General features: G+C 63.4%; 20 protein-coding genes, 2 tRNA genes and 3 rRNA genes. 13 read left to right on the top strand and 12 right to left on the bottom strand.

From position 1 onward, the window contains the following. The first annotated feature begins 50 nt into the window (after positions 1-50). Positions 51-344, top strand: coding sequence for a DUF6763 family protein (locus ACOOHP_RS13505; protein WP_420467014.1), 294 nt, complete (start codon positions 51-53; stop codon positions 342-344). On the opposite strand, the gene ACOOHP_RS13510 is transcribed toward ACOOHP_RS13505, so the two are convergent. Beyond that, entirely contained in the window at positions 338-1,693 is a 1,356-nt protein-coding gene (locus ACOOHP_RS13510) for an AmpG family muropeptide MFS transporter (RefSeq protein ID WP_420467015.1), read from the bottom strand. The genes ACOOHP_RS13505 and ACOOHP_RS13510 overlap by 7 nt on opposite strands. Continuing rightward, positions 1,690-2,463, bottom strand: a complete 774-nt coding sequence (locus ACOOHP_RS13515) for an exodeoxyribonuclease III (RefSeq protein WP_420467016.1) — start codon at positions 2,461-2,463, stop codon at positions 1,690-1,692. The genes ACOOHP_RS13510 and ACOOHP_RS13515 overlap by 4 nt, the downstream gene beginning before the upstream one ends. Before the next feature lie 253 nt (positions 2,464-2,716). Between ACOOHP_RS13515 and pyrE the strand changes: the two genes are divergently transcribed. Continuing rightward, positions 2,717-3,358, top strand: a complete 642-nt coding sequence (gene pyrE / locus ACOOHP_RS13520) for an orotate phosphoribosyltransferase (protein ID WP_420467017.1) — start codon at positions 2,717-2,719, stop codon at positions 3,356-3,358. A gap of 27 nt (positions 3,359-3,385) precedes the next feature. Then, a complete protein-coding gene (locus ACOOHP_RS13525; RefSeq protein WP_420467018.1) occupies positions 3,386-4,480 on the top strand; it encodes a hypothetical protein in 1,095 nt (364 codons plus the stop codon). Between the two features lie 21 nt (positions 4,481-4,501). Here the strand turns inward: ACOOHP_RS13525 and argB are convergent, their stop codons facing one another. Beyond that, positions 4,502-5,368 (bottom strand): acetylglutamate kinase, encoded by an 867-nt coding sequence (gene argB / locus ACOOHP_RS13530; RefSeq protein WP_420467019.1) that lies wholly within the window; start codon positions 5,366-5,368, stop codon positions 4,502-4,504. Positions 5,369-5,526: 158 nt separating this feature from the next. Here argB and ACOOHP_RS13535 point away from each other — a divergent pair, with 158 nt between their 5' ends. Further along, positions 5,527-7,062: a flavin monoamine oxidase family protein gene (locus ACOOHP_RS13535; protein ID WP_420467020.1), complete on the top strand. Its 1,536-nt coding sequence runs from the start codon at positions 5,527-5,529 to the stop codon at positions 7,060-7,062. After that, positions 7,062-7,745, top strand: coding sequence for an SDR family oxidoreductase (locus ACOOHP_RS13540; RefSeq protein WP_420467021.1), 684 nt, complete (start codon positions 7,062-7,064; stop codon positions 7,743-7,745). Before ACOOHP_RS13535 ends, ACOOHP_RS13540 begins: the two co-directional genes overlap by 1 nt. 10 nt (positions 7,746-7,755) lie before the next feature. Here ACOOHP_RS13540 and ACOOHP_RS13545 read toward each other — a convergent pair whose 3' ends face one another. Continuing rightward, the gene (locus ACOOHP_RS13545) at positions 7,756-10,224 is read right to left on the bottom strand and encodes an ABC transporter permease (protein WP_420467022.1); all 2,469 of its coding nucleotides are present in this window, start codon (positions 10,222-10,224) and stop codon (positions 7,756-7,758) included. A 385-nt stretch (positions 10,225-10,609) separates the two neighbouring features. Further along, complete coding sequence (locus tag ACOOHP_RS13550) at positions 10,610-12,055, bottom strand: phospholipase D-like domain-containing protein (RefSeq protein ID WP_420467023.1); 1,446 nt, start codon at positions 12,053-12,055, stop codon at positions 10,610-10,612. Between the two features lie 592 nt (positions 12,056-12,647). Here ACOOHP_RS13550 and ACOOHP_RS13555 point away from each other — a divergent pair. Both ACOOHP_RS13555 and ACOOHP_RS13560 read left to right on the top strand, forming a co-directional pair. After that, the gene (locus tag ACOOHP_RS13555; protein ID WP_420467024.1) at positions 12,648-13,256 is read left to right on the top strand and encodes a D-alanyl-D-alanine carboxypeptidase family protein; all 609 of its coding nucleotides are present in this window, start codon (positions 12,648-12,650) and stop codon (positions 13,254-13,256) included. Next, positions 13,256-14,587 (top strand): MFS transporter, encoded by a 1,332-nt coding sequence (locus ACOOHP_RS13560; RefSeq protein ID WP_420467025.1) that lies wholly within the window; start codon positions 13,256-13,258, stop codon positions 14,585-14,587. The genes ACOOHP_RS13555 and ACOOHP_RS13560 overlap by 1 nt, the downstream gene beginning before the upstream one ends. Here the strand turns inward: ACOOHP_RS13560 and ACOOHP_RS13565 are convergent. After that, complete coding sequence (locus tag ACOOHP_RS13565; protein WP_420467026.1) at positions 14,517-15,215, bottom strand: ABC transporter ATP-binding protein; 699 nt, start codon at positions 15,213-15,215, stop codon at positions 14,517-14,519. The genes ACOOHP_RS13560 and ACOOHP_RS13565 overlap by 71 nt on opposite strands. On the opposite strand from ACOOHP_RS13565, the gene ACOOHP_RS13570 reads away from it, so the two are divergent. From ACOOHP_RS13570 to ACOOHP_RS13595, 6 genes are all read left to right on the top strand, one after another. Beyond that, on the top strand, positions 15,214-15,858 hold the full coding sequence (locus ACOOHP_RS13570) for an arylesterase (RefSeq protein WP_420467027.1): 645 nt from the start codon (positions 15,214-15,216) through the stop codon (positions 15,856-15,858). The two genes, ACOOHP_RS13565 and ACOOHP_RS13570, sit on opposite strands and share 2 nt — an antisense overlap. Positions 15,859-15,931: 73 nt before the next feature. Further along, the gene (locus ACOOHP_RS13575; RefSeq protein WP_420467028.1) at positions 15,932-17,209 is read left to right on the top strand and encodes an NAD(P)/FAD-dependent oxidoreductase; all 1,278 of its coding nucleotides are present in this window, start codon (positions 15,932-15,934) and stop codon (positions 17,207-17,209) included. Positions 17,210-17,319: 110 nt separating this feature from the next. Further along, the gene (locus tag ACOOHP_RS13580) at positions 17,320-18,066 is read left to right on the top strand and encodes a DUF1365 domain-containing protein (RefSeq protein ID WP_420467029.1); all 747 of its coding nucleotides are present in this window, start codon (positions 17,320-17,322) and stop codon (positions 18,064-18,066) included. Beyond that, complete coding sequence (locus tag ACOOHP_RS13585) at positions 18,063-19,361, top strand: class I SAM-dependent methyltransferase (RefSeq protein WP_420467030.1); 1,299 nt, start codon at positions 18,063-18,065, stop codon at positions 19,359-19,361. Before ACOOHP_RS13580 ends, ACOOHP_RS13585 begins: the two co-directional genes overlap by 4 nt. Positions 19,362-19,461: 100 nt before the next feature. Further along, positions 19,462-19,812: a DUF1475 family protein gene (locus ACOOHP_RS13590; protein ID WP_420467031.1), complete on the top strand. Its 351-nt coding sequence runs from the start codon at positions 19,462-19,464 to the stop codon at positions 19,810-19,812. Beyond that, complete coding sequence (locus ACOOHP_RS13595; protein WP_420467032.1) at positions 19,809-20,315, top strand: DUF2062 domain-containing protein; 507 nt, start codon at positions 19,809-19,811, stop codon at positions 20,313-20,315. The genes ACOOHP_RS13590 and ACOOHP_RS13595 overlap by 4 nt, the downstream gene beginning before the upstream one ends. 132 nt (positions 20,316-20,447) lie before the next feature. On the opposite strand, the gene ACOOHP_RS13600 is transcribed toward ACOOHP_RS13595, so the two are convergent. From ACOOHP_RS13600 to ACOOHP_RS13625, 6 genes are all read right to left on the bottom strand, one after another. Further along, complete coding sequence (locus ACOOHP_RS13600) at positions 20,448-20,714, bottom strand: ComEA family DNA-binding protein (RefSeq protein WP_420467033.1); 267 nt, start codon at positions 20,712-20,714, stop codon at positions 20,448-20,450. A gap of 156 nt (positions 20,715-20,870) precedes the next feature. Further along, a 5S ribosomal RNA gene (gene rrf / locus ACOOHP_RS13605) occupies positions 20,871-20,985 on the bottom strand. Between the two features lie 131 nt (positions 20,986-21,116). Continuing rightward, positions 21,117-23,947, bottom strand: a 23S ribosomal RNA gene (locus ACOOHP_RS13610). Positions 23,948-24,184: 237 nt separating this feature from the next. Continuing rightward, positions 24,185-24,260 (bottom strand) — tRNA-Ala (locus ACOOHP_RS13615). Positions 24,261-24,273: 13 nt separating this feature from the next. After that, positions 24,274-24,350 (bottom strand) — tRNA-Ile (locus tag ACOOHP_RS13620). 90 nt (positions 24,351-24,440) lie between these two features. Further along, positions 24,441-25,968: ribosomal RNA gene (locus tag ACOOHP_RS13625) — 16S ribosomal RNA — on the bottom strand. The 16S, 23S and 5S rRNA genes sit together here with 2 tRNA genes alongside, the layout of an rRNA operon. Between the last annotated feature and the right edge of the window lie 184 nt (positions 25,969-26,152).

Below are 26,152 nucleotides of genomic sequence, written 5' to 3' on the forward strand. Positions count from 1 at the left end.
GCAATGGCATTCCAATACCCCACAGCGGTCCCGGTGGGAGGAGGATCGACATGGCCCAGTGGTTGCGCGACGTCTCGGTCGGCGAGTGGTTCGAAGCCGGCGAGGAGCCCTTCGAGATCGTCGGCATCGATGCCGACGCCGGTGTCGTCCTGGTGCAGCACTTCGATGGTTCGCTCGAAGAATTCGACTTCGACGCCTGGGAGGACCTCAGTGCGCGTCCCTGCGCCCCGCCTGAAGACATCTCCGGCGCGCTGGACCTGGACCGCGAAGACTACGAAGACCGTGCCGGCGGCTACAGAGGCAATCCGCTGGATGAACTCAACGCGCGCCTGGACGACTACTGAGGTGCAGGTTGCGCGGCCGGAACGCGGCGTCCCAGCCACACGATCAGCAGCAGCGCCGGCACCCCTAGCGCCGAGGTGTAGAAGAAGAATCCCGGCCACCCCAGAGCCTCGGATACAAACCCTGACGCGCCGCCCAGCAGCTTGCCCGGCAGGGTGAACAAGGACGAGAACAGCGCGTACTGGGTGGCGGTGTATGCGGTGTTGGTCAGTCCCGACAGGTAGGCGATGAACGCCGACCCGGCAAAACCGGAAGCCAGATTGTCACCGCTGATGACCAGCGCCAGGCCGGTGACGCTGGGCTCGTTGAACATGGCCAGCGCAGCGAATCCAAGATTGGACAGAATCACCATCACGCCGCCGACCATCAGCGTCCGCACCGCGCCCCAGCGCATCACCGCGACACCGCCGATGAACGCCCCTGCGATCGACAGGATCACACCGTAGAACTTGGCCACCGCGGCGACCTGCTTGAGCGAGTAGCCCAAGGCCAGATAGAACGGGTTGGCCATCGAGCCCATGGTGATGTCGGTGAGGCGAAACAAGCCCACGAAGCACAGGATCGCGATCCCCAGTTGCAGCCCGTTGCGCTGGAAGAAATCCATGAACGGGCACACCACCGCGCCGACGAACCAGGCGCCAGCGCGCCGCAGGGCGTCCGGCCAGTGTCCGTGGCGCTCGATCCAGCCGATCACCCGTGCTTCGGCCTGCGGCGGTCTGGCGATGCGAACTTCCGGTTCGGCCACCGCCAGGGTGGTGAGCACGCCGACCAGGGCGAGGCCGGCCATCGTCAGATAGGCCACGCGCCACCCGTATTCGGCGGCCAGGAACAGGCAACCTGCGCCTGCCACGATCAACGCGATGCGGTAACCCAGCTGGTAGGCGGCGGACATTGCGCCCTGGAACTCCAGCGCGGCGGCCTCGATCCGCCAGGCGTCGATGGCGATGTCCTGGGTCGCAGAGGAAAATGCCACGAGCAGTGCGAACATCACCATCGCGGCCAGTTGGGTCGCCGGTTCCTGCACGGCAAGGCCGGCCAGACCCCCAGCCATGCCGAGCTGCGCGAGCAGCATCCAGGAGCGGCGCCGGCCCAGCAGCGCATGCAGCAGGGGCAAACGCACGCGATCCACCACCGGCGCCCAGAAAAACTTGATCGAATAGGTGATGCCCACCCACGACAGCAGGCCGATGGTGCCGCGCTCGATCTCGGCCTGGGCCAGCCACGCGGACAGCGTCGAGAACACCAGCAGGAAAGGCAGCCCCGCAGAAAATCCCAGGAACAGCATCGCCGCCACCCGCGGGCGCCGGTACACCGCGATGGCTTCGATCCATCCGGGATGCGCCGCACTCACCCGGCGTAATCCACGATCAGCGGCGCGTGATCGGAAAAGCGCGAATCCTTGTGGACGCCAGCGCAACGGAGCTTGCCGGCGAGACCCGGCGTGACCAGTTGGTAGTCGATCCGCCACCCGACGTTCTTGTTCCAGGCGTCGCCGCGGTTGGACCACCAGGTGTAGAGCGAGCCTTCAGCCTCGGGTTCCAGCTTGCGATGCGCGTCGACCCAGCCGGTGCCGAGCACGCGCGTCATCCAGGCCCGCTCGTGCGGTAGAAAGCCGGAGTTTTTCTGGTTGGATTTCCAGTTCTTGAGGTCCTTCTGCGTGTGCGCAATGTTCAGATCGCCGCAGACGATGTAGTCGCGGCCGCTGGTCAACCACTTCGCCAGCACCGGTTCGAAGAAGGCGAGGAACCGGTCCTTGGACGCCTGCCGCTCCGGTCCGCTGGAACCCGACGGCAGGTACAGCGAAACCACCGACAGATTGCCGTAGCGATACTCCAGGTAGCGGCCCTCGTCGTCGAACTCGGCGACTCCCAGCGAATCCAGCACCGCGTCGGGTTGTTGCCGCGCATAGATCGCCACGCCGGAGTAACCCCGCTTTACCGCGCTTCGAAACCTCGTGGTCCAGCCCTGTGGAAAGAACACCGCGGACTTCTCCAGGTCGGCCAGCTGCGCCTTGGTTTCCTGCAGGCACAGCACGTCGGCGTTCTGCTGTGGCAGCCAGTCGAACAAGCCTTTGGAAGCAGCCGAACGAATTCCGTTGGCATTGAGGGTGACGATGCGCATGAGATCGATACTCGCGAATGAAAAGCCGGGAGCCGGCGCCGGGCGGGCCGCGCCACCGCGCTGCGCGGCGTCGGATCGCAGGGATCGCGCTGCGCAACCGGAGCGCACGGCCGGGGCGGGTGCGTGTCCCGCGCCCGCGCAACCCGATCCGGAAGCCGGGGCGCCGAACCATAGCAGCCCGCCCGCGACGCGCTTCGGCTGCAACGCGCAGCTGAGGCATTCTATGGGCGTCCCATCGCCCTTCACAGCACCCATGCGGCCACACCAGACCGATTTCATCCAGCTGGCACTCGATCACCAAGTACTGCGCTTCGGCAGCTTCACCCTCAAGTCCGGACGGGTCAGCCCCTATTTCTTCAACCTGGGCCGTATCAGTTCGGGGGCCGCGCTGCGGCGCCTGGCACAGGCTTATGCCGCGTCCCTGATCCACGCCGACCTCGCAGCCGACATGCTGTTCGGCCCTGCCTACAAGGGCATCCCGTTGGTCGCCGCGACCGCCTGCGCGCTCGCCGAGCGGGGCCTGGACCTGCCTTTTGCCTACAACCGCAAGGAAGCCAAGGACCACGGCGAGGGCGGCACCCTGGTGGGCGCCGAACCGCGCGGGCGGGTGGTCGTCATCGACGATGTGCTCACCGCCGGCACCGCTCTGCGCGAAGCCATTGCCCTGCTGCGGGCTGCCGGCGCAGAACCGGTCGCCGCGCTGGTCGCACTGGACCGGCAGGAAGTCGGGCCCGCTGGCCGCTCCGCAGTGCAGGATCTGGAGGCGGACAGCGGGGTGCGCGTGGTGCCGCTGGTCACCGTCGAGCACGTGATGGCGTTCATTCAGGACAACGACGCTTACGCGCCGGTCCTGTCGGCGATGAGGGACTACCAGGCACGCTACGGCGTAAACTGACGTTCATACAGGTGTCGTCGGACGATCATGTCGGGTGCCGCAACCCAGCGCAGATTGCAGCTTGCAGCCACCGCCCTGGGCCTGCTGGCCTGCGCCCTGGCGCATGCCCAGAACAATGGCGCGCTGGCCAAGAAGCGCATGGTGTGCTGGACCGAAGACAGCGGCGCGCGCGCCTGCGGCGATTCCATTCCGCCGCGTTACGCCAATCGCGAGAAACACATCCTGGATCGGACCGGCCGCACGGTGAAGATCATTCCAGGCAGCCTTACGCCGGAGCAGCGTGCAGCCAAGGAAGCGCAGGCGCAGCGTGTGGCGGCGGAGCGACAGGAGAACGAGCGTCAGGCCGCCTACGACCGCGCGCTGCTGGCCACTTACGCCAAACCACAGGAACTCGCCGCACTGCGTGACGACCGGCTGTCCACCTTGGACACAAGCATTCAACTGACCGAGGCGGCGGCCGCGCGTGACGCGGTGTCGGTCGCCGAACTGCGCGCCCGCCTGCCGGCGGCCGGTTCCGCTGACAAGGCCAGTCGCAAATTGCTCGACAGCGTCGCCATGTTCGAAACCTCGCTGGAAAACAACCAGCGCGCGGTAACCGACATGCGCAAGCAACGCGAAGAGATTTGCGAAACCTTTGCTCGCGATATCCGCCGTTTCCAGCAATTGAAGGCCGGTAGCGTGGGATTCGAGAGCCCCTGCCCGCCGCCGGGCAGTTTCGCGCCCGCAGGCGACCGGCCACCGGACCTCACCGCCGCACGCCACTTCTTCGACCGCTACGTCGAGTTGGAACGGGGATTCGAGGCGGCGCGGTTCGACCTGTTCGCGCCCGGCGCGATCGTCACGCGCGTACAGACCGATTCGCAAGGCCAGCCGGAGACGCTGGAACTGACCCTGGAAGAGCACCGCGCGCAGACGCTGCGGTCGCTGCAGCAAGCGCAGGCCAAGTCCGACACCTACTCCTACGCCGACGTCGCGGTAGAAGCGCGCGAGGACGGCAACGTCCGCATCAGCGCTACGCGGATCTCCGATCTCAGCCGCAAGAGCACACCGTTCGAACTGGTGATCGAACCCGAGGCCGACAGCTGGCAGGTGGTGGAGCTGCAGCTACGCGCCGAACCTTGAAAAGCGGCGACTGCGGCCCGCTCAGCCGCGAATCAGGGTACCGACGCCGGCGTCCGTAAACAGTTCCAGCAGCACCGCGTGTTCCACCCGGCCGTCGATGATCACCGCGTTCTTCACCCCGCTGTTCACTGCGTCCAGCGCGTAGCGCACCTTGGGCACCATGCCGCCGGAGATGGTGCCGTCGGCGATCAGGCGCTCCACATCGTGCACGCTCAAGCCGGTCACGAGACGGTTTTCCTTGTCGAGCACGCCGAGCGCGTTGGTCAGGAACATCACCTTTTCGGCCTGCAGCACCGCGGCCATCTTGCCGGCGGCGACGTCGGCGTTGATGTTGAAGGCTTCACCCTGCTCGCCTGCACCGATCGGCGCCACCACCGGAATGAAACCGCCGGCTTCCAGGTGCGTGATCACCCGCGGGTCGATCTTCTCGATCTCGCCCACCTGTCCCAGGTCCTGGCCGCTGCCCAGCAGCATCTTGCGCGCGCGGATCAGGCCGCCGTCCTTGCCGGTCAGCCCGACCGCGCGGCCGCCCTGGCGATTGATCGCCGCCACCACCGCCTTGTTGACCAGTCCGCCGAGCATCATCTCGACCACGTCCATGGTCTCGTCGTCGGTGACGCGCATCCCCTCCACGAACTCGCTTTTCTTGCCCAGCCGCTCCAGATGCGAGCCGATCTGAGGGCCGCCACCATGGACCACCACCGGATTCATCCCCACCGCTTTCATCAGCACGACATCGCGCGCGAACGACGCGATCATGGTGTCGTCCCGCATCGCGTTGCCGCCGTACTTGATCACGATGGTCTTGCCCGAAAACCGGCGGATGTACGGCAAGGCCTCGGTCAGGACGTGGGCGATGTCGTGGGCGTTGGCTAGATCGAGCGGCATGGCGGGGTCGCCGGCGGGACGGGGCGGAGAATTGTAGTGAGTCTGCGCGGGGACAGGACACGGCTTGCCAAGCCCGGCGCTTGGCCTGATCGTGAGCGCATGCGCGCACCGCCGACTGTCAGGGTGCCGCATCACCTTTGTGCACCACCATCGACGACATGGACGCTCCCAATCTCACCCGCCGCCGCCTGCTCGCCAGCCTGCCTGCGGCGCTGGCCGCTGGCGCTGCCCTGGCTCAAGACGACGCACCGCAACCGCTGGCCTTGCCGCCGCAAGCGGCAGCGGCCCCCGGCGAGGTCGACGTGGCAATTGTCGGGGCCGGAATCGCCGGTCTCGTGGCTGCGCGTCGGCTGTCGCAGGCCGGTCGCTCGGTACTGGTGTTCGAGGCCCGGGATCGCGTGGGTGGCCGCACCTGGAGCCAGGAGCTCGCGCCAGGCGTGTATGCCGAACTCGGCGGCACCTGGGTGGGGCCGACCCAGGAGCACGTGCTCAAGCTGATCGACGACCTGGGGCTGAACCTGTTCGCCCAGCCTGTGCAGGGCGACAGCGTGCATTTCAGCCGCGGCGAACGCACCACCTTCGCAGAAAAACCGCCGCTGGGTTCGGTGCCACCCGACCCCTGGATCGTCCCGGACTTTGCGGTGGCCGGCGCCTGGATCGACCATGTCGCCGCGCACATCCCGCCCGGCCAGCCATGGCTCGCCGAGGATGCCGAGGCGCTGGACCGCGAGACCCTGGAATCCTGGCTGCGTCGCCGCACCCTCAACCTGCTGGGAGAAACCGGGAAGAACTTTGCCGCCGGCTTCGAGGCTCTGTTCGGTGCCGAAGCACGCGAGATGTCGGCACTGTTCGCCCTGCATTACGTGGCCTGTGCCGGCACCCAGGGAACGCCAGGCAGCTTCGGGCGCCTGCTCAATACCCGCGACGGCGCGCAGGAGCGGCGCATTGTCGAAGGCGCGCAGGCGATCTGTCAGCGGCTGGCCGCCGCCATCGGCGAGGCGCGCGTGCTGCTGACCGATCCGGTGCGCCGCATCGTGCAGGATGCCGACGGGGTCCTCGTGTTCGGCGATCGTCAGCACGTGCGCGCTCAGCGCGTGATCGTGGCCGTTCCGCCGCCCCTGGCCGGCCGCATCGAATACCAGCCGCCCCTGCCGCCCGCACGCGATCAGCTCACCCAACGCCTCGGCATGGGTTGGCTGATCAAGTGCAAAGCGGTTTACGACACTCCGTTCTGGCGCGCGGACGGCCTCAACGGCTCGGCAGTGATTCCCGACGGGCCCGCGCGCAGCGTCTTCGATCTGTCCCCGCCCGACGCGAGCTGCGGCATTCTTCTGGGCTTTGTCGGCGGTGACGGCGCGCGTTCTTATTCGGGCCGGCCCGACCAACTGCGCGCAGCGGTGCTGGACAACTTCGCCGCCTGCTTCGGCGACGCCGCACGCCAACCTCGCGAGTGGAGGGTGGCCGACTGGGGGGCGGAACCCTGGACCCGCGGCTGCCCCACCGCCATCGCGCCACCCGGCCTGCTGACCGCCTACGGGCCGGCGCTGACCGCCGCAGTCGACCGCATCCACTGGGCCGGCGCGGAGACGTCCGACTACTGGTGCGGTTACATGGACGGCGCGGTGCGTTCGGCCCACCGCGCGGTCGGTGAAGTTCTGAACCTGCTGACCGGCAGCAACCTGGAGACCCTCTGATGAGCCTGACCCGACTCGACGGCAAACGCGTCCTGCTGACCCAGGCCGACCAGTTCATGGGGCCGGCACTGATCGAAGTGCTGAGCACGCAGGGCGCGACCGTGATCGCCGACACCCGCTCGCTGCTCGACCCCGAACTGCCTGCCGAACTGGTGCGTAGCGCCGGCCATGTCGACGTGCTGATCGCACACCTCGGTTCGCCGCGCCAGCAACTGCTGGTCACCGAAGGCACCGAAGAGGACTGGCGCACCATGTTTGCCGAACTGGTCGATCCGCTGCCCAGATTGGCGCGCGCCGTCCTGCCGCAGATGATCGAGCGCGCCAGCGGCAAGATCCTGGTGATGGGCAGCGCCTCGGCCCTGCGCGGCATGAAGCGCGCCTCCAGCTACAGCGCGGCGCGCGGCGCGCAACTGGCCTGGGCGCAGGCAGTCGGCGTGGAAATGGCGCCACAGCAGATTCAAGTCAACGCCATCGCGCAGAATCTGGTCGACAACCCCACCTATTTCCCGCCGGAAGTACAAGCGAATCCGAAATTCAAGGAACGCATCAAGTGGGAGATGCCGCTGGGCCGGCTGGTATCAGCGAAGGAAGACGCCCATTTCGCGGCTTATCTGTGCAGCGATGCGGCGGACTGCTTCGTCGGGCAGATTTTCCCGCTGTGCGGGGGATGGGTGCCGCGCTGAGGTGGATGCTTCACGCGTTGGCCGCCAGCACCATCCGCGGCGGCGTGCGCAGGGTCCGCTGCAGCGACAGCCAGCCCATCAGCGCTACCAGCGTGGCGCCGCCAAGGGCGCCGACCGCCCACAAGGTGAAGCTGAAGCGATAGGGCAGTTCGAACACCCGATCCGCCAGACTCCAGCCGAGCACCTGCGCGGCGGCGGCAGCGACCAGCCCCGCCACCAGTCCCAGCGCCGCGTACTCCGCCAGCAGCCCCAGGTGGATCGTACGGTTGGAGGCGCCCAGTGTGCGTAGCAGAGCGGTCTCACGCACCCGCTCCGAACGCGTTCCTTCGATCGCCGCGAGCAGCACGGTGAGGCCGGCGGCCAGGGTGAACAGGAACAGGAACTCCACCGCGCCGACCACGCGTTCCAGAATGCTGCGCACCTGTGCAATCGCAGCGTCGAGGTCCAGCGCAGTGATGTTGGGAAATTCGCGAATCAGCTCGCGCAACAGCGGCCTTTGCTCCGGTCTCAGATGAAAACTGGTCAGCCACTGCGCGGCGTTGTCGTCAATCACGCCCGGAGGCACCACCAGGAAGAAATTGGGCCGGAAGCTGTCCCAGCTCACCTTGCGGATGTTGTAGACGCTCAGGTCCACGGTGCGATCCGCGATCTGCAGGCTCAGGGTGTCGCCCAGCTTGAGGTCGAGCCGTTCCACCGCGGTGTCATCCACCGACAACCACGCCTTGCCCTGGGTGTCGGCCGGCCACCACTGGCCTTCGAGCAAGCGGTTGTCGTCGCCGAACCGGTCGGTCCAGGAAATGTTGAATTCGCGATTGACCCAGCGCCGCGCTTCGGGGTCATCGAAGCTGTCGGCGGAGACCGGATCGCCGCGCAATGCTACCAGCCGCGCGCGGGTCATCGGCCACAGCCGCGCACCGCCGACACCCCGGGCATCGAAGAACGATTCCAACGGCGCCACCTGGTCCGGCTGGATGTTGATCAGGAACTGGTTGGGCGCATCGTCCGGCAGGCGATTCTCCCAGGCGCTGAGCAGATCCGAGCGCACCACGCCCACCAGCAGCAGCGCCAGCAGCGCCAGGCCCAGCGCCACCGCCTGACCCACGCTGGCCCAGCGTCGGCGTGCGATGTTGGCCAGGCCGAATCGCACTGCGGTACCGCCGCGCGCGCGCAGCGCCGCCAGCGCGCGCACCAGCATCCATGACAGCAGGCCCAGCACCAGCGCCGCGCCGAGCGCGCCGGCCAGCACGATCACCGCCAGTTGGGCGTCGCCGGTATGCCAGCCCACCAGCAGCGCCGCCGCCAGCGCTGCGCAGATCGCGGCCAGGCGACTGCCGCCTGCCGGTGCGGCGCGCTGGAATACGCGGATCGGCGGCGTATGCCGCGCAGTCAAGAACGCCGGTGCCGCGAAGCCGAACACCAGCAGCAGGGCCAGGCCCAGGCTCCACAGCGCTGCCACGGGTTGCGCCGGCGGCAGCGGTGTCTGGGTCAGCCCCTGTGCGGCCTGCGCCACCGCGCCCTGCGCGATCCAACCGACCAGCATGCCGATCGCACCCGCACCCAGCGCCAGCGCCAGCAGCCGCAGCAAGCTGCGCTGCGCGATTCGCGCGGAGGTGGCGCCGAGAACTTTGTAGATGGCCGCCTCGTCGCGCAGCCGTTGTCCGTGTTGATGGGCCGAGGCGGCGATTGCCGCGCCGGCCAGCAACATCGCCGACAACACCGCAATGTCCAGGAACTGTCGCGCGCGACCGAGCGCGCCACCAATCTCGCGCCGACCTTCCTGCGCGGTTTCCATGCGCACGCCGCTGGGCAGTTCCAGCTCGCCCAATTTCTCGATCTGCTCCGGCGCACCGGCCAGCAACAGCTTGTACTGCACCCGCGAACCGGGGCCGATCAGGCCCGAACCCCGCAGGTCTTCCAGCGCCACCAGCATGCGCGGGGCCAGGTCCGAAAATCCGCCGCCGCGATCGGGTTCATAGGTGACGATGCGCGTCACCCGAAAGCGGCTGCGACCGAGTTCCAACTGATCGCCGAGCGACAACTGCAGGTCCTGCCAAAGCCGCAAGTCCACCCAGGCCTCGCCCGAAGGCGGTCCGTTGGATTCGGTGCGCTCGTCGCCGAAAGGCTCATGGGTCGTGCGCAGCTTGCCGCGCAGCGGATAGGCCGCGTCGGTGGCCTTGACCGATGCCAGCGAGGACACCTCCCCCTTGAACGCAACGCTGGGGAATTGCACTAGCCTGGCGCTACGCAACTCGAGCTGGCCGATTCGCGCCGCCAGTTCCTCTGGCAGCGGATCGCGAGAACGCACTGCAGCGTCCGCACCGAATGCGTCGCCAGACTGCGCTTCCAATGCGCGCGAAACGCGGTCGCTGAACAGGCCCACCGCGCTGCTCGCGGCCACCGCGATGGCGACCGCGGCGGCCAGGATCAGGATTTCGGTGGAGCGCAGGGCGCGGCGAAACAGGCTGCGGAACGGAGGCATCGGGGCCGAACGCAAGGAGAGCAAAGACGATGATGCAGGTTTTCCGCCGGACGGGACCGCCACGGCGCCAGATCCGCTCTGACCCAGGCGCATCGACGAAGGTTCCGGCCCCGGCCCGCGAGCCCGGATTCCCTGGGACGTTGGGGTTGCGACGCTGCGGCTTGCCGGCGAGCGGCGCGTCAGTTGGGCTTGTGAATCAGGTCGCTCTCGACGTGTTGCACGCCACCGACCGCCGAGAGCGTGCTCGCGGTCAAAAATGTTCTGATCTCCGCGAACGCGGCGCCGGCAGCTTGCGGAAAACGCAATCCCACACAGCTTGAAAGCCCACTGCCGCACCGCCTGTGCGTCAGCGCACCTTCCCCGCATCACGCCTTCTTCGCTGGTCTCAAAGCCAGTAAGCGCCCAGCCGCGCTGCCTGCTCCTTGATTCGCAGCAGCCAGGAGCGCTGCCGCCATTTTTCAAGCTCGATGCGGTCGGAGTCTTTCAGGTCCTGCTCGAACACCTGCGCCATCTCGGCGGCAAATCTGCGCCCCAGGATCATCGCGTTGATCTCATCGTTGTGCAGAAAGCTGCGCCAGTCCATGTTGGTGGAACCGACGGTCGACCACACGCCGTCGACCACACCGGTCTTGGCGTGCTGGACCGCACCACGTCGTTCGTAGATCTCCACGCCTCCCTTGAGCAGTCGTGCGTAATGGGAGCGGCCGAGATGAAACACCGACCAGGCGTCGGTGCGGCTCGGCAGGATCAGCCTGACCGCCACGCCGCGCTGCGCTGCGTCGGTCAGCGCGGTCAGCAACTGTTCGTCGGGGCCGAAGTAGGCAATGGTCAGATCGATGCTGCGCTCGGCATGGCCGATCACCGACATCAGGGTCAGGTACATCGGACTGGAATCGTCGGTCGGCGAGTCGCCCAGCGCCCGCACGATGTCGCCACCTTCTGCCTTGAGCGGCGGGAAATACTCGCGATCGCTCAGCAGCTTGCCGGTTTGTCGTTCCCAGGTGTCCAGGAACAGCTTCTGGAACTCGGCCACTACCGGGCCCTCGATACGGACGTGGGTATCACGCCAGCCGCCTTCCAGATCGGGCTCCGGATCCAGTCGTGACGGCGCACTGGAGTAGCTGTCGCTGATGTTGATGCCGCCGATGAACACGATTCGGCCGTCAATCACCAGCTGCTTGCGATGGTCACGGTTATTGAGCCGCCAGAACCGCGTCTCCGCATTCAGCGGGCTGACCGGGTTGAACTCGACCGCGCGGATACCGCCCTCGCGCATGCGATGAAAGAACGCCGGCGGCGTCGCGATGGCGCCGACGCTGTCGTAAATGACGTTGACCTGCACCCCCTCGGCCTGGCGTTCGAGCAGCAGGTCGGCAAACCGATGTCCAACAGCGTCGTCGTCGAAGATGAAGGTCTCCAGATTGATGTGATCCCTGGCCTGACGGATCGCCGCGAACATGGCCTCGTAGGTATCCGGTCCGTTCTGCAGCAACTGCACCTGGTTGCCCAGCACCAGCGGGCTGTCGGCATCGAGCGACTGCGCGTAGGCCAGGTGTTTGTCGAGGATATCGGTTGCGCCTGCCGGGCCTTCGAGCTTGGCGATCACCCTGTCGGCGCGGGCCTCGGACACCGGGCCGTCACGGCCCTCGAACGCCACATCCTGGGGGTGAACAAGCGCCTGCTCTTCTTCCACTTCCGGAAGCATCGCGCAGCCCGGCAGCATCGCCGCAAGCAAGAAGAGCCGGGCAACCCGCAGCCACTGAGCGCGCCCGCGCGCTGGCCTCAGGTTTGTGATGCTCGCCTCATACAACCAGGATTGCAGGTACGACATGCATGCTTTCTCCCACCGCCGACTCCCAACCTTTGCAGCGCCAGCGCCGCATGGGGTGCCGATCAGGCCGAGCGACAGTAACGTCGCGATGTCCGGCCGTCGAGAAGACCGGCTGCGCGCTCGCATCAACGCTCGGAGACGGCGCACCTCGACCGTGACCAGGCGGCAGTTTCCAGTCCGTCGGTGAATGGTGGCGGAACAGCGGAAGCCCGCTCGTCGCGGCGACCAGCCTCTCGATTAGCCTGCAGCCGCGCGATTAGAGGATTGAACATCCGCTGCAGGAGCGGGCCCGCGGGAGTCGGCGCGGACGCTCCGAAAACCGGCGTCCGCCTGCTGTTCACGAGCGTGCAGCGCGTCAGCAGCGGCGAACGGCGTAGTCAGCGCCTGGGAAGCAAACAGCGCCAGCACTCCGATGTCTGCGGCTGGCGCCGCGTCGGCAATCCGACGCGCGTCGGTGCGCCAGGACACCGACCGGGACGATGAGATCAAGCGCCGCGCGCGACCTCTACGCGGCGGTCCACATGCTTTCGCACGCCAGTTTGCCGCAACGCGGCGGCCCTGCCAGCATCGCGCAGCCTTGGAGGTGATGACGATGAGCTCACAAACGCTGATCCGCGAAGTGCAGGCCGCGCTGGGCATCGAAGTGGATGGTCGCGCCGGCCCGCAGACCTGGACCGCCATCCACAACCGCATCGTCAAGCCGAAGCCGCGCAACGATATTGACAGCGCGTTCGCCGAGGCGGTGGATGCGCGAAGCGAACGCGTCATCGCCAAGCTGCTGCCGGAGGTAGCGCCCTACGCACGCGCGCTGGTTCAGCGGGCGGCCGCGGTGGGCATCACCATCAAGCTCATCAGCGGACTGCGCTCCTACGAAGAACAGGCCGCGCTCTACGCCCAGGGCCGGACCGCACCCGGCAACAAGGTGACCAACGCGCGCGCCGGGCATTCCAACCACAATTTCGGCATCGCCTTCGACGTCGGCGTGTTCGAAGGCTCGCGCTATCTGGGGGACTCGCCCAAGTACCGCGCGGTGGGCGTACTGGGCGTGGAACTGGGGCTGGAATGGGGCGGCAACTGGCGCAGTTTCAAAGATCTCCCGCACTACCAATTGCGCCCGTCCTGGGCCATCGGCATGACCGAAAGCAAGATGCTGGCAGCGCTGCGCCAGCGCGCGAGTACCGGCACCCCGGTTTATGCCTGATGTCTGAAACCGTTCTGACCGACACCCGCGGCGAACGTCGCTGGTGGGTGTTGTTCACCCTGATCGTGGCGGGCGAGACGGTGTTCGTGCTGCCATTTGTGGTTGCGCGGGTGTTCCGGCCGACGCTGCTGCAGGTGTTTGAACTCAGCAACCTGCAACTGGGTACGGCGTTCTCGGCGTTCGGGATGGTGGCGATGGGGTCCTATCTGTTCGGCGGCCCGCTGGCGGATCGTTACGCCGCGCGAGGGTTGATCAGCGTCGCGCTGCTGGCCACCGCAGCCGGCGGCGCCCTGTTCGCAACCATTCCCTCGGCGCCGACGCTGACGGCGCTCTATGCCTTCTGGGGCCTGACCTCGATATTCCTGTTTTGGGCCGCCCTGATACGCGCGACCCGCGAGTGGGGCGGCGCGAACGCGCAGGGCCGCGCGTTCGGCTGGCTCGACGGCGGCCGCGGTCTGCTGGCGGCGCTGCTGGCCTCGTTGCTGGTTGGTCTGTTCGCCCAGTTGCTGCCGGCGCACGCCGCCAGCGCAAGCCCGGCGGATCGCATGGCCGCCTTGCAGCAGGTGATCCTGGTCTGCACCGGCCTGACCCTGGTGGCCGGGGCCATGGCCTGGACGCTATTGCCTGCAACTCGACCCGTGGAACCAGCCTCCGAGTCGCTGAACTGGAGCGGCCTGTCGCACGTGGCCCGCCTGCCTGCGATCTGGTTGCAGGCCATGATCGTGGTGTGCGCCTACGTGGGCTACAAGGCCACCGACAACTTCGGTCTGTACGCCGTCGATGTGCTGGGCTACGACGAAGTCCAGGCGGCATGGCTGGGCACCCTGAGCTTCTGGATGCGTCCGATCGCGGCCATCGTCACCGGCCTGGTTGCTGATCGCATCGACAGTTCGCGCGCCCTGATTGCCGGGTTTGCGCTGGCCATTATCGGGTCCGGGACCTTGGCGGCTGGCATGCTGCCGGCGGGCCTGCCGAGTCTGCTGGTGCTGACGGTGGTGACCACCAGCCTGGGGGTCTATGCGGTGCGGGCGGTTTACTACGCGATCATGCAGGAGGCGCGCATCCCACTGGCGGTCACCGGCGCTGCAGTGGGCCTGGTGTCGGTAATCGGCTACACGCCGGATGTCTTCGCCGGGCCGCTGTTCGGTTACCTGCTGGACCGCGCGCCGGGGGCGCCGGGACACCAGCAGGTATTCGCGGTAGTGGCGGGCTTCGCCGTGCTGGGTCTGCTGACTGCGCTGGCCTTCCGCAACGTCTGCGTCAACCCAGCCGCCCCTGCACCAGGGTCAGCGTGCGACCGCAGCGCTTGGCCAGATCGGGGTCGTGGGTAACCAGCACCAGGGTCGCACCGCGGTTGCGGTTGAGCTCAAACAATAGGTCGATGATGTCGGCGCCGGTGGCACTGTCCAGATTGCCGGTGGGCTCGTCGGCAAACAGGATCGAAGGGCTGGCAGCAAACGCACGGGCGATGGCGACACGCTGCTGCTCGCCGCCGGAGAGCTGATAGGGGTGATGGCCGGCACGCGAGGTCAGTCCCACCTGCTCCAGCGCTTGTTCCGCGCGCCGCGACGCATCGGCGTGACCGGCTAGATCGGCGCCAAGCTTGGCGTTTTCCAGCGCGGTAAAGCCGGCCAGCAACTGGAACGACTGGAACACGAAGCCGACCCGGCCGGCGCGCAGGCGGGCGCGGGCGTCCTCGTCGAGTTCACCCAGGTCGCTGCCGGCCAGTTCGATGCGGCCATTGGTCGGGCGGTCCAGTCCGGCGAGCATGGACAGCAGGGTGGTCTTGCCCGAGCCGCTCCGGCCGACGATGGCAACCGACTCGCCCTGGGCGATGTCCAAGCCAACGCCGTCGAGTATCGTCAGGCGTTTGTCGCCGCTGATAATCTGATGGGTTACTGCCTGGGCGCGTACCGCCCACGTCACCTGTTCCACGTCTTGTCCTACGTCGCGTGCCATGTCTCTCCGAATATTCCTGTCGATCCTGCTGAGCAGTCTGTTGCTGATGAGCGCACCCGGCCGGGCCGCCGAGTCTGCAATGACGTTGCAGAACCCGACCATCCTGGTGCTGGGAGACAGCCTGTCCGCCGGCTACGGCCTGGATGCGGACCAAGGCTGGGTCCACCTATTGAAGCAGAAGCTGCGGACGGGCGATTTTCCCCACACGGTGATCAACGCCTCGATCAGCGGCGAAACCACCGCCGGCGGCCTGGCGCGATTACCGTCTCTGCTGGACCGCCACCAGCCGCAATTGGTTCTGGTCGAGCTGGGCGGCAACGACGGGCTGCGCGCGCTGCCGGTGCCGCAGATCCGGCAGAATCTTGAACGCATCGTCGACCTCAGCGCCGACGGTGGCGCTACCGCGGTGCTGTTCGAGATGCGTATCCCGGAGAACTACGGCCCCACTTACACCGAGGCCTTTACCCGGACATTTACGCAGGTTTCCGAGGCGCGTGGCGTGCCGCTGGTGCCGTTTCTGCTCGCCGCATTCGCTACCGACCCGGCGGCGTTCCAGTCCGACGGCATCCATCCGTCAGCGGCCGCGCAAGCGCAGATCCTGGACACGGTGTGGCCGGCGCTGGAGCCGCTGCTGAACCGCTGAAGTTATCGTTGTTCGCGGCATCTGCACGCCAGTGCGCGCCGTAATCATTTCGCGTCGCCCCGACTCTGTCCCCATGAATATCGCCGTCGTCGGCTCCGGAATTTCGGGGCTCATCAGTGCCTACCTGCTGTCGCAGCGCCACTGCGTCACCCTGTTCGAGCAGGACGGCAGGGTCGGCGGCCACACCCACACCGTCGAAGTGCCTTTGCCCGGCGGCGGCGTGCAGCCGGTGGATACCGGGTGGATCGTCTACAACGGGGTCAACTATCCCAATCTCACCGCGCTGTTCGGCGAACTGGGGGTGAAAACACGACCCACCAGCATGTCCTTCGGCGTGTCGCTGGGAAACGGTGCTTACGAGTACATGGGCAGCGACCAGATGTGGACGGTGTTTGCGCAGCCCTCCAACCTGTTCCGCTGGTCGCACCTGCGCATGCTGATCGACATCCTGCGCCTCAATGCCAAGTGCAACGGCCTGCTCAAATCCGGCAAGTTGCCGGATGGCAGCCTCGGCGAATTTCTGGCCAGCTCGGGTCTGTCGCGGGAGCTGGCCAGCCGCTATCTGCTACCTATGGCCGGGCTGATCTGGAGCTGCTCGCCGAAGAAGGCGATGGAATATCCGGCCGCGGATTTCATGCGCTTCTTCGAGTCGCATTCTCTGTTCACCGCCACCCAGCAGCCGACCTGGCACACCGTGATCGGCGGTTCGCACCAGTATCTGAAGCCACTGATGGCCGGCTTCAAGGGACGGCTGCGCCTGAACACGCCGGTGCGCGCACTCGTGCGTGGCGACGAGGGCGTGACCCTGAAGCTCGACGACGCCGACGAGGCGTTCGACCAGGTGGTGTGTGCCACCCACTCCGACCAGGCGCTGCGCCTGCTGGCCGACGCCGACGCGGTCGAGCGCAGCGTGCTGGCCGGCATTCCGTACAACCAGAGCCGCTGCGTGCTGCACACCGATGAATCCTTTCTGCCCAGGCGTCGCGCGGCTTGGGCATCGTGGAACTACCTCAACGACGCCGATGAGGTGCATGACCGTCCGATCTCGGGCAGCTACTGGATGAACAAGCTGCAAGGCATTCCAGGGTCGGTGAACTACATCGTCACGCTCAATCCGGTGCGCGAGATTCCCCCTGCGCGCGTGCTGTGTGACATCGTCTATCACCATCCCCATTACGGCCCGGCCAGCGTCATGACCCATGAGCGCCTACCCGAGATCCAGAATCGCCGCGGCGTCTGGTTTGCCGGCGCCTGGACCCAGTTCGGCTTCCACGAGGACGGCCTCAAGTCCGGGCTGCGCGTGGTGCGCGACCTCGACCCGCACTGTCTGCCGGGCTGGGCGGTGTTGTGATGCCTTCGGGGATCGGGAATGGAGAATCGGGAGTCGTCAACGCAGCGTCGCCGCGCGCAGACAGCATTGCTTCTACGATTCCCGATTCCCGATTCCCGATTCCCGCCGCGATGTACGCGGCACGCGTCAGCCACCGCCGCCTGATCGCACCGCTGTACCGCTTTGTCTATCGCGTGTTCTACCTGCTGCTGGACGTGGACCGCATCGACGAGGCGGCCTCCGCATTGCGATTGTTCTCGCGCAATCGCTTCAACCTGCTGGCCTTCCATGATCGTGATTTTGGCGATGGCAGCCCGGGCGGCTTGCGCGGCTGGGCGCACACCATGCTGCGTGCGCAAGGCCTGGAGCCACCCGGCGGACGCATCCGCCTGCTGTGCATGCCGCGCGTGCTGGGCTACGCCTTCAATCCGATCAGCCTGTGGTACTGCGAGCACCCGGACGGCAGCCTGCGCGCGGTGATCGCCGAAGTGCGTAACACCTTTGGCGAAAAGCACAGCTACGTGCTGGCATCCGGCGGCCAGCCCTTCACGTATCAGCAGCACGTAGAGAAAGACAAGTGCTTCCACGTGTCGCCGTTCTTCGACCTGGTGGGACGCTACCGTTTTCTGCTGAGCGAGCCGGGGCAACGACTGCGAGTGGTGATCCGCGAATCGCGCGACGGCGTGCCGATCCTCGACGCCACTTTGGCAGGCGAGCGACAGGCGCTGACGGATGCGACGATCCTGAGGCAAGTAGCGCGCATGCCGTGGATGACACTCAAGGTGGCCGCTGGCATTCATTGGGAAGCTTTGAAAATCTGGCTGCGCGGCGCGCGTTTCCATCGGAAACCGCCACCTCCGGAATCCGAGGTCACATGAAGGACAAAGAGAAGGCAGCGGCGCCCCCCCGCGATTACGACGATCCGCGGCGAGCGATCAACCGCGACGGCTTTTCGCCGGATCTGCCCCGTGCGCTGGTTTCGTCGGGCGACCTGAGCGGCGTCGGCTGGCCGATGCGGCTGGCGCTATACATGCTGTCGGGCATGCAAAAAGGCTCGTTGGACGTATTCCTCCCCAACGGCTCGGTGCGTCATTTCGAAGGGTCTCAGAATGGGCCGCACGGCGTCTGGCGCATCAAGAATTCCGCCGGGCTGATGCGGCACGTGCTGGCATCTGGTGAAGTGGGGATCGGAGACTCCTACCTGGACGATTGCTGGGATTCGCCAGACCTCGCACGACTGCTCGAAGTGCTCTACCTCAACGAGCCCTACTACAAGGGCCCTTTCGAAAAGAACTGGCTAGGCCGGCTCTATGGCTACTGGCAGCACCGGCGCAAATCCAACACCAAGAAGACCGCGAGGAAGAACATCGAGCATCACTACGATCTCGGCAACGAGTTCTACAAAATGTGGCTGGACGAGACCATGGCCTACTCGGCGGGTATGTTCATCGAGCCCACCCAGACGCTGCAGGACGCGCAGATCAACAAGTTCAAGCTGATGTTCGAGCGCCTGGACCTGCGACCCGAACACCGGGTACTGGAGATCGGCTCGGGCTGGGGCGGCTTTGCCATCTACGCCGCGGCGCACGCCGGCTGCCACGTCCACTCGATCACCTTGTCGCAGGAACAACTGGTGGAGGCGCGTGCACGTGCGGCACGTGCCGGCGTTGCCGACAAGGTCAGTTTCGAGCTTTGCGATTACCGCGATGTCAGCGGCCAGTACGACCGTGTGGTGTCGATCGAGATGTACGAGGCCGTAGGCGAAGAATTCTGGCCCACCTACTTCGAGGTGATTGCGCACGCGCTCGAGCCCGGCGGACAGGCCGCGATCCAGGGCATCACGATCAACGCTGCGATCTTCGAGCACTATCGCGGCAAGCGCGACTTCATCCAAAAATACATCTTCCCCGGCGGCATGCTGTGTCCGCCGGACCGCTTCGCGGACCTGTCGCGTGTCGCAGGTCTGCTGCCGGCTGATGCGAGGTTCTACGCCACCGACTACGCCGACACGCTCGCACAGTGGCACCGCAACGTGCTCAGCGTGCGCGACAAGATCGTGCAGCAGTTCGACGAACGCTTCCTGCGCATGTGGCGCTACTATCTGGCCTATTGCGAGTGCGGCTTTCGCACCGGCAGCATCGACTTGATGCAGATCACGCTGCGCAAGCCTTGAGCCAGTACTCTGTCATTCTGAGCGCGCCGATTGCGAAATAAGCTGCGCAGCAGCCGGATTTACTTCCCATGTGGCGCTCAAGACGACTGGATCTTTCTGCATGAAACCCGGACTCATGGTGTTCTCGCTGGCGGCTCTGCTGTCGCTGATCGGCATTTCGGTCTGGGCGACGGGTCACATCAGCATCGTGCCAGCCATCCAGGACCTGCTGCAGCGGCCGTCGGAAGGCTATACCCCCTGGCTCGTTGCCACCCTGATCGACGCTTACTTCGGCTTTCTGTGGTTCTGGCTGTGGATTGCCTACAAGGAGACGAGTTGGGCATCGCGCACCATCTGGCTGCTGCTGGTGCTGCTCACCGGCAACATGGCGATGGCGGTCTACATGTTGATCCAATTATGGAAGCTGCCGCCTAATCCGACGGCGCAGGATCTGCTATTGCGCCGAGCATGAGCGATGCAGGAGCTGCGGCAACGACAGTAAAGCAAGGGTGGCAGCGGCGCGTGGTCGCGCCCATCGTCGCGCAATTGCGCCAGGGCGTGACCCCTCCCCAGATCGCCCTGGCGTTGGCCGCCGGCAGCGTAATCGGCATCTTTCCGATCCTGGGCGCCACCACCCTGCTGTGCGCAATGTTCGCTTTCGTACTCAAGCTCAACCAGCCGGTCATTCAGCTGGTGAACTACCTGATCTATCCGCTACAGATCGCACTGTTGTTCCCGTTCTACCGGGCCGGCGAAAAGCTGTTCGGTCAAACACCCGTACCACTGCTGTCGATCGGCGAGCTCAACACTCGCTTCTGGGCAGCGCCCGGCCAGTTCCTTATCGACTACGGACTGGTGGCGCTGTACGGCGCGACCGTGTGGACATTACTTGCACCGGCGCTGGCGGCCCTGATATACCTACTACTCAAGCCAGCGCTGACCCGCCTAGCAGGACGCCTGGACAGACGACCGTGACCGTGGTCCTAAGGGGGAGCCAAGCCGATTCGAGTGCGCCGTCAAACGGCCGCAAGCATCCGCCCACGGCAGCCGGACTGCCGTGGGCGGACGAATAGTTCAAGATCAACGTATTCTCGGCGTCTGGCCCCGCTACTCGGAAAACCGCAAGTTATCCGCATTATCCTCGATGATCTTGTCGCCTACGCCTTTCACTCGATCTTTGAAATCGGCGGCATCTTTGTAGGGGCCGTTGGCCTCCCGCTCTTGGACAATGGCTTCGGCAATCTTCGGACCGACTCCGACCAGCTCGGCGTCCAGAGTCGCGGCGTCCGCAGTGTTGACATTCACCGGGCCCGCCCAGACAAGCCCTGAGATAGCAAGGGCGATCATGGCAAACAGCAACTTGATGGACTTCATGGCACTCCTCCTCATTGGATACTGCGGGTGGAGCTTAGGTTTTTACGCCTGAAGAAATCGAAGTAAACACCGTCAAGTCGAATGGCCCGAATCGATGTGATTTAGGTCACAAAAAAACCCGCCAACTTTCAAATTGGCGGGTTTTCGTACTTAAGAGCCTGGCAGTGACCTACTCTCGCATGGCAGCTGCCACACTATCATCGGCGCAGAGTCGTTTCACTTCCGTGTTCGGGATGGGAACGGGTGGTTCCAACTCGCTAATGCCGCCAGGCAAACTGGCTGACGGGCTGATGTTCAGCCCCTCGAAATTTGGTTTGTAGTTGAACGCCTGAAGCTCTCAATGCCTCAGTGTTGACGCTTTCATCTGTCTTCTTGAAGTAAGCAAGAATGCTTGAGCGTTATATGATCAAGCCGCACGAGCAATTAGTACACGTTAGCTTCACACATTACTGCGCTTTCACACCGTGCCTATCAACCTTGTCGTCTACAAGGGCTCTTTAGGGGTCTCGAGGACCCGCGAGATCTCATCTTGAGGTGGGCTTCACGCTTAGATGCTTTCAGCGTTTATCCCGTCCGTATATAGCTACCCAGCGATGCCACTGGCGTGACAACTGGAACACCAGAGATACGTTCAACCCGGTCCTCTCGTACTAAGGTTAACTCCTCTCAAATCTCGAACGCCCACGGCAGATAGGGACCGAACTGTCTCACGACGTTCTGAACCCAGCTCGCGTACCACTTTAACCGGCGAACAGCCGGACCCTTGGGACCTGCTACAGCCCCAGGATGTGATGAGCCGACATCGAGGTGCCAAACACTGCCGTCGATATGGACTCTTGGGCAGTATCAGCCTGTTATCCCCGGAGTACCTTTTATCCGTTGAGCGATGGCCCTTCCATACAGAACCACCGGATCACTTAGACCTACTTTCGTACCTGCTCGACTTGTTTGTCTCGCAGTCAAGCCAGCTTGTGCCTATGCACTCAAAAGCGCGATTTCCGACCGCGCTGAGCTGACCTTCGCACTCCTCCGTTACTCTTTGGGAGGAGACCGCCCCAGTCAAACTACCCACCATACATTGTCCCTGCCCAGGATGACTGGACGAGGTTAGAACTTCGAGTTTATCAGGGTGGTATTTCAAGGTTGGCTCCGCCCGAACTAGCGTCCGGGTTTCAATGCCTCCCACCTATCCTACACAAACAAACTCAAAATCCAATGTAAAGATATAGTAAAGGTTCACGGGGTCTTTCCGTCTTGCCGCGGGAACACTGCATCGTCACAGCGATTTCAATTTCACTGAGCCTCGGAAGGAGACAGTGGGGCTATCGTTACTCCATTCGTGCAGGTCGGAACTTACCCGACAAGGAATTTCGCTACCTTAGGACCGTTATAGTTACGGCCGCCGTTTACTGGGGCTTCGATCAAGAGCTTCGCCTTGCGGCTGACCCCATCAATTAACCTTCCAGCACCGGGCAGGAGTCACACCCTATACGTCCACTTTCGTGTTTGCAGAGTGCTGTGTTTTTGATAAACAGTCGCAACCCCCTCTTCACTGCGGCCTGCTTGCGCAGGCGTACCTTATCCCGAAGTTACGGTACTATTTTGCCGAGTTCCTTCTCCCGAGTTGTCTCAAACGCCTGAGGATACTCTCCTCGCCCACCTGTGTCGGTTTGGGGTACGGCTCATTTCTGCCTGAAGCTTAGAGGTTTTTCTTGGAAGCGGGGTATCAGCAACTTCAGCTCGAAGAGCCTCGTCGTCACGCCTCAGCTAAGCCCTCCGGATTTGCCTAGAGGGCATGCCTAAACGCTTAAACCACCATCCAACAGGCGGCTTGCCTAACCTTCTCCGTCACCCCATCGCAGCAGAAACAAGTGCTGGAATATTAACCAGCTTTCCATCGACTACGCCTTTCGGCCTCGCCTTAGGAGCCGACTCACCCAGCGCCGAATATCGTTGCGCTGGAACCCTTGGGCTTACGGCGTGACGGTTTTTCACCGTCATTGTCGTTACTCATGTCAGCATTCGCACTTCTGATACCTCCAGCAACCCTTACGAGTCACCTTCGCAGGCTTACAGAACGCTCCTCTACCACGCACATTGCTGTGCATCCGCAGCTTCGGTATACGGCTTAGCCCCGTTACATCTTCCGCGCGGGCCGACTCGACCAGTGAGCTATTACGCTTTCTTTAAATGATGGCTGCTTCTAAGCCAACATCCTGGCTGTCTATGACTTCCCACATCGTTTACCACTTAGCCGTAATTTAGGGACCTTAGCTGGCGGTCTGGGTTGTTTCCCTCTTCACGATGAAATTTAGCTCCCACCGTGTGTCTCCCGTGATTGAACTTACCGGTATTCGGAGTTTGCATCGATTTGGTAAGGACTTGTGTCCCCCCTAGTCGAAACAGTGCTCTACCCCCGGTAGTTAGACACGAGGCGCTACCTCAATAGCTTTCGAGGAGAACCAGCTATCACCCGCCTTGATTAGCCTTTCACTCCTATCCACACCTCATCTCCGACTTTTTCAACAGGCGTGAGTTCGGGCCTCCAAGTGGTGTTACCCACTCTTCACCCTGGACATGGATAGATCGACGGGTTTCGGGTCTACAGCCTGCAACTAATCGCCCTATTCAGACTCGGTTTCCCTGCGCCTCCCCTATACGGTTAGGCTCGCTACAGACTAGTAAGTCGCTGACCCATTATACAAAAGGTACGCCATCACCCTTGCGGGCTCTGACTGCTTGTACGCATCCGATTTCAGGTTCTATTTCACTCCCCTCGCCGGGGTTCTTTTCGCCTTTCCCTCACGGTACTGGTTCACTATCGGTCGGCAACGAGTATTTAGCCTTGGAGGATGGTCCCCCCATGTTCAGACAGGGTTTCACGTGCCCCGCCCTACTTAATATCAACATCTGACTTTTCGCATACGGGGCTATCACCCTTTATTGCCGGACTTTCCAGACCGTTCTGCTAAGTTTCGATGTTTAGGCTGCTCCGCGTTCGCTCGCCACTACTTGCGGAATATCGGTTGATTTCTTTTCCTCCGGGTACTTAGATGTTTCAGTTCTCCGGGTTAGCTTCCCTTGCGGGATACGCGTAAAGCGTGGGTTGCCCCATTCGGAAATCCACGGATCAAAGTCTGTTTGCTGACTCCCCGTGGCTTATCGCAAGCTACTACGTCCTTCATCGCCTGTTGCCGCCAAGGCATCCACCAGATGCGCTTGATCACTTGACCATATAACCTCAAGCATTCTTTCGAATGCCTTCGGCCATGTTCTCACAACTTCATAACTGACAAATTCGCCGTCAAGCACCATAGGCATTGAGATGCTCTTGTGGACATAACGTCCACATTCACATGTGCATACAGTGTTCAACTACAAACCAGATTGTTAAAGAACTAACCCGAAGAACCGAAGTTCACCAAGCTTGGGGGAAAATCCTGCTGAGGATTTTTTCCCAAGCTCTGAGTTGGTGGAGCCAGACGGGATCGAACCGACGACCTCATGCTTGCAAAGCACGCGCTCTCCCAACTGAGCTATGGCCCCGTACGACTCTAGATGGTGGGTCTGGATGGATTTGAACCATCGACCCCACGCTTATCAAGCGTGTGCTCTGACCAACTGAGCTACAGACCCCTAGCTCGGGCAAGACATCAGCAAAGCTGATATCTCGGATTGGCAAGTGACTTGTGTTGGATGCTCCTGCGGCGCTTTGGAGCTTACTTTAAAGGAGGTGATCCAGCCGCAGGTTCCCCTACGGCTACCTTGTTACGACTTCACCCCAGTCATCGGCCACACCGTGGTAAGCGCCCTCCTTGCGGTTAGACTACCTACTTCTGGTGCAGCAGACTTCCATGGTGTGACGGGCGGTGTGTACAAGGCCCGGGAACGTATTCACCGCCGCAAATGCTGATCGGCGATTACTAGCGATTCCGACTTCATGGAGTCGAGTTGCAGACTCCAATCCGGACTACGAACAGCTTTCTGGGATTAGCTCCCCCTCGCGGGTTGGCGACCCTCTGTACTGTCCATTGTAGTACGTGTGTAGCCCTGGTCATAAGGGCCATGATGACTTGACGTCATCCCCACCTTCCTCCGGTTTGTCACCGGCGGTCCCCTTAGAGTGCCCAACTGAATGATGGCAACTAAGGGCAAGGGTTGCGCTCGTTGCGGGACTTAACCCAACATCTCACGACACGAGCTGACGACAGCCATGCAGCACCTGTCTCAGAGTTCCCGAAGGCACCCCCGCATCTCTGCAGGGTTCTCTGGATGTCAAGACCAGGTAAGGTTCTTCGCGTTGCATCGAATTAAACCACATACTCCACCGCTTGTGCGGGCCCCCGTCAATTCCTTTGAGTTTCAACCTTGCGGCCGTACTCCCCAGGCGGAGAACTTATCGCGTTAGCTACGACACCGATTCGCAGAGCAAACCGACGTCAAGTTCTCATCGTTTACGGCGTGGACTACCAGGGTATCTAATCCTGTTTGCTCCCCACGCTTTCGTGTCTCAGCGTCAGTACAGGCCCAGGCGGTTGCCTTCGCCATCGGTGTTCCTCCGGATATCTACGCATTTCACCGCTACACCCGGAATTCCGCCGCCCTCTACCGTACTCTAGCCCGCCAGTATCGAATGCGATTCCTAGGTTGAGCCCAGGGCTTTCACATCCGACTTAACGAACCGCCTACACACGCTTTACGCCCAGTAAATCCGATTAACGCTAGCACCCTCTGTATTACCGCGGCTGCTGGCACAGAGTTAGCCGGTGCTTGTTCCTCTGGTACCGTCAAGGCTTCGGGTATTAACCGAAGCTTTTTCTTCCCAGATCAAAGTGCTTTACAACCCGAAGGCCTTCTTCACACACGCGGCATTGCTGGATCAGGCTTTCGCCCATTGTCCAATATTCCCCACTGCTGCCTCCCGTAGGAGTCCGGACCGTGTCTCAGTTCCGGTGTGACTGATCGTCCTCTCAGACCAGTTACTGATCGTCGCCTTGGTAGGCCATTACCCTACCAACTAGCTAATCAGACATAGGCTTCTCTAAAGGCGCCAGGTCTTGCGATCCCCGGCTTTGGTCTTGCGACATCATGCGGTATTAAACCGAGTTTCCCCGGACTATCCCCCACCTAAAGGCAAATTCCTATGTATTCCTCACCCGTCCGCCACTAGCTGTATTGCTACAGCCCGTTCGACTTGCATGTGTTAGGCATGCCGCCAGCGTTCAATCTGAGCCAGGATCAAACTCTCCAATTGAAAAACGATTGCTTCAAATGGATCTCGCTCTCGCCGCTTGCGCGCCTTCGAGCGATTTAAGAGTTATCAAACTGAGCTCATGTACAACCCCTAGTAAACTAGGTTTGGGCTCACGTTGATACTCATGTGTCACATGGCTTCGCCACGTTCACAGGAGCACCCACACAAATCACTTGCTGATTTA

The sequence above is a fragment of the Panacagrimonas sp. genome (assembly GCF_965216805.1).
In the GTDB taxonomy this organism is placed as follows: Bacteria; Pseudomonadota; Gammaproteobacteria; order Nevskiales; family Nevskiaceae; genus Panacagrimonas.

Bases quoted from the DNA above. Each gene is read 5' to 3' on its own strand.
- ACOOHP_RS13570 (WP_420467027.1), top strand. From the start codon at position 15,214: ATGTCTCTCCGAATATTCCTGTCGATCCTGCTGAGCAGTCTGTTGCTG.
- ACOOHP_RS13580 (WP_420467029.1), top strand. From the start codon at position 17,320: ATGTACGCGGCACGCGTCAGCCACCGCCGCCTGATCGCACCGCTGTAC.
- ACOOHP_RS13600 (WP_420467033.1), bottom strand. From the start codon at position 20,714: ATGAAGTCCATCAAGTTGCTGTTTGCCATGATCGCCCTTGCTATCTCA.
- ACOOHP_RS13560 (WP_420467025.1), top strand. From the start codon at position 13,256: ATGTCTGAAACCGTTCTGACCGACACCCGCGGCGAACGTCGCTGGTGG.
- ACOOHP_RS13505 (WP_420467014.1), top strand. From the start codon at position 51: ATGGCCCAGTGGTTGCGCGACGTCTCGGTCGGCGAGTGGTTCGAAGCC.
- ACOOHP_RS13545 (WP_420467022.1), bottom strand. From the start codon at position 10,224: ATGCCTCCGTTCCGCAGCCTGTTTCGCCGCGCCCTGCGCTCCACCGAA.
- ACOOHP_RS13555 (WP_420467024.1), top strand. From the start codon at position 12,648: ATGAGCTCACAAACGCTGATCCGCGAAGTGCAGGCCGCGCTGGGCATC.
- ACOOHP_RS13590 (WP_420467031.1), top strand. From the start codon at position 19,462: ATGAAACCCGGACTCATGGTGTTCTCGCTGGCGGCTCTGCTGTCGCTG.
- pyrE (WP_420467017.1), top strand. From the start codon at position 2,717: ATGCGGCCACACCAGACCGATTTCATCCAGCTGGCACTCGATCACCAA.
- ACOOHP_RS13525 (WP_420467018.1), top strand. From the start codon at position 3,386: ATGTCGGGTGCCGCAACCCAGCGCAGATTGCAGCTTGCAGCCACCGCC.
- ACOOHP_RS13575 (WP_420467028.1), top strand. From the start codon at position 15,932: ATGAATATCGCCGTCGTCGGCTCCGGAATTTCGGGGCTCATCAGTGCC.
- ACOOHP_RS13540 (WP_420467021.1), top strand. From the start codon at position 7,062: ATGAGCCTGACCCGACTCGACGGCAAACGCGTCCTGCTGACCCAGGCC.
- ACOOHP_RS13585 (WP_420467030.1), top strand. From the start codon at position 18,063: ATGAAGGACAAAGAGAAGGCAGCGGCGCCCCCCCGCGATTACGACGAT.
- ACOOHP_RS13565 (WP_420467026.1), bottom strand. From the start codon at position 15,215: ATGGCACGCGACGTAGGACAAGACGTGGAACAGGTGACGTGGGCGGTA.
- ACOOHP_RS13595 (WP_420467032.1), top strand. From the start codon at position 19,809: ATGAGCGATGCAGGAGCTGCGGCAACGACAGTAAAGCAAGGGTGGCAG.
- ACOOHP_RS13515 (WP_420467016.1), bottom strand. From the start codon at position 2,463: ATGCGCATCGTCACCCTCAATGCCAACGGAATTCGTTCGGCTGCTTCC.
- argB (WP_420467019.1), bottom strand. From the start codon at position 5,368: ATGCCGCTCGATCTAGCCAACGCCCACGACATCGCCCACGTCCTGACC.
- ACOOHP_RS13550 (WP_420467023.1), bottom strand. From the start codon at position 12,055: ATGTCGTACCTGCAATCCTGGTTGTATGAGGCGAGCATCACAAACCTG.
- ACOOHP_RS13535 (WP_420467020.1), top strand. From the start codon at position 5,527: ATGGACGCTCCCAATCTCACCCGCCGCCGCCTGCTCGCCAGCCTGCCT.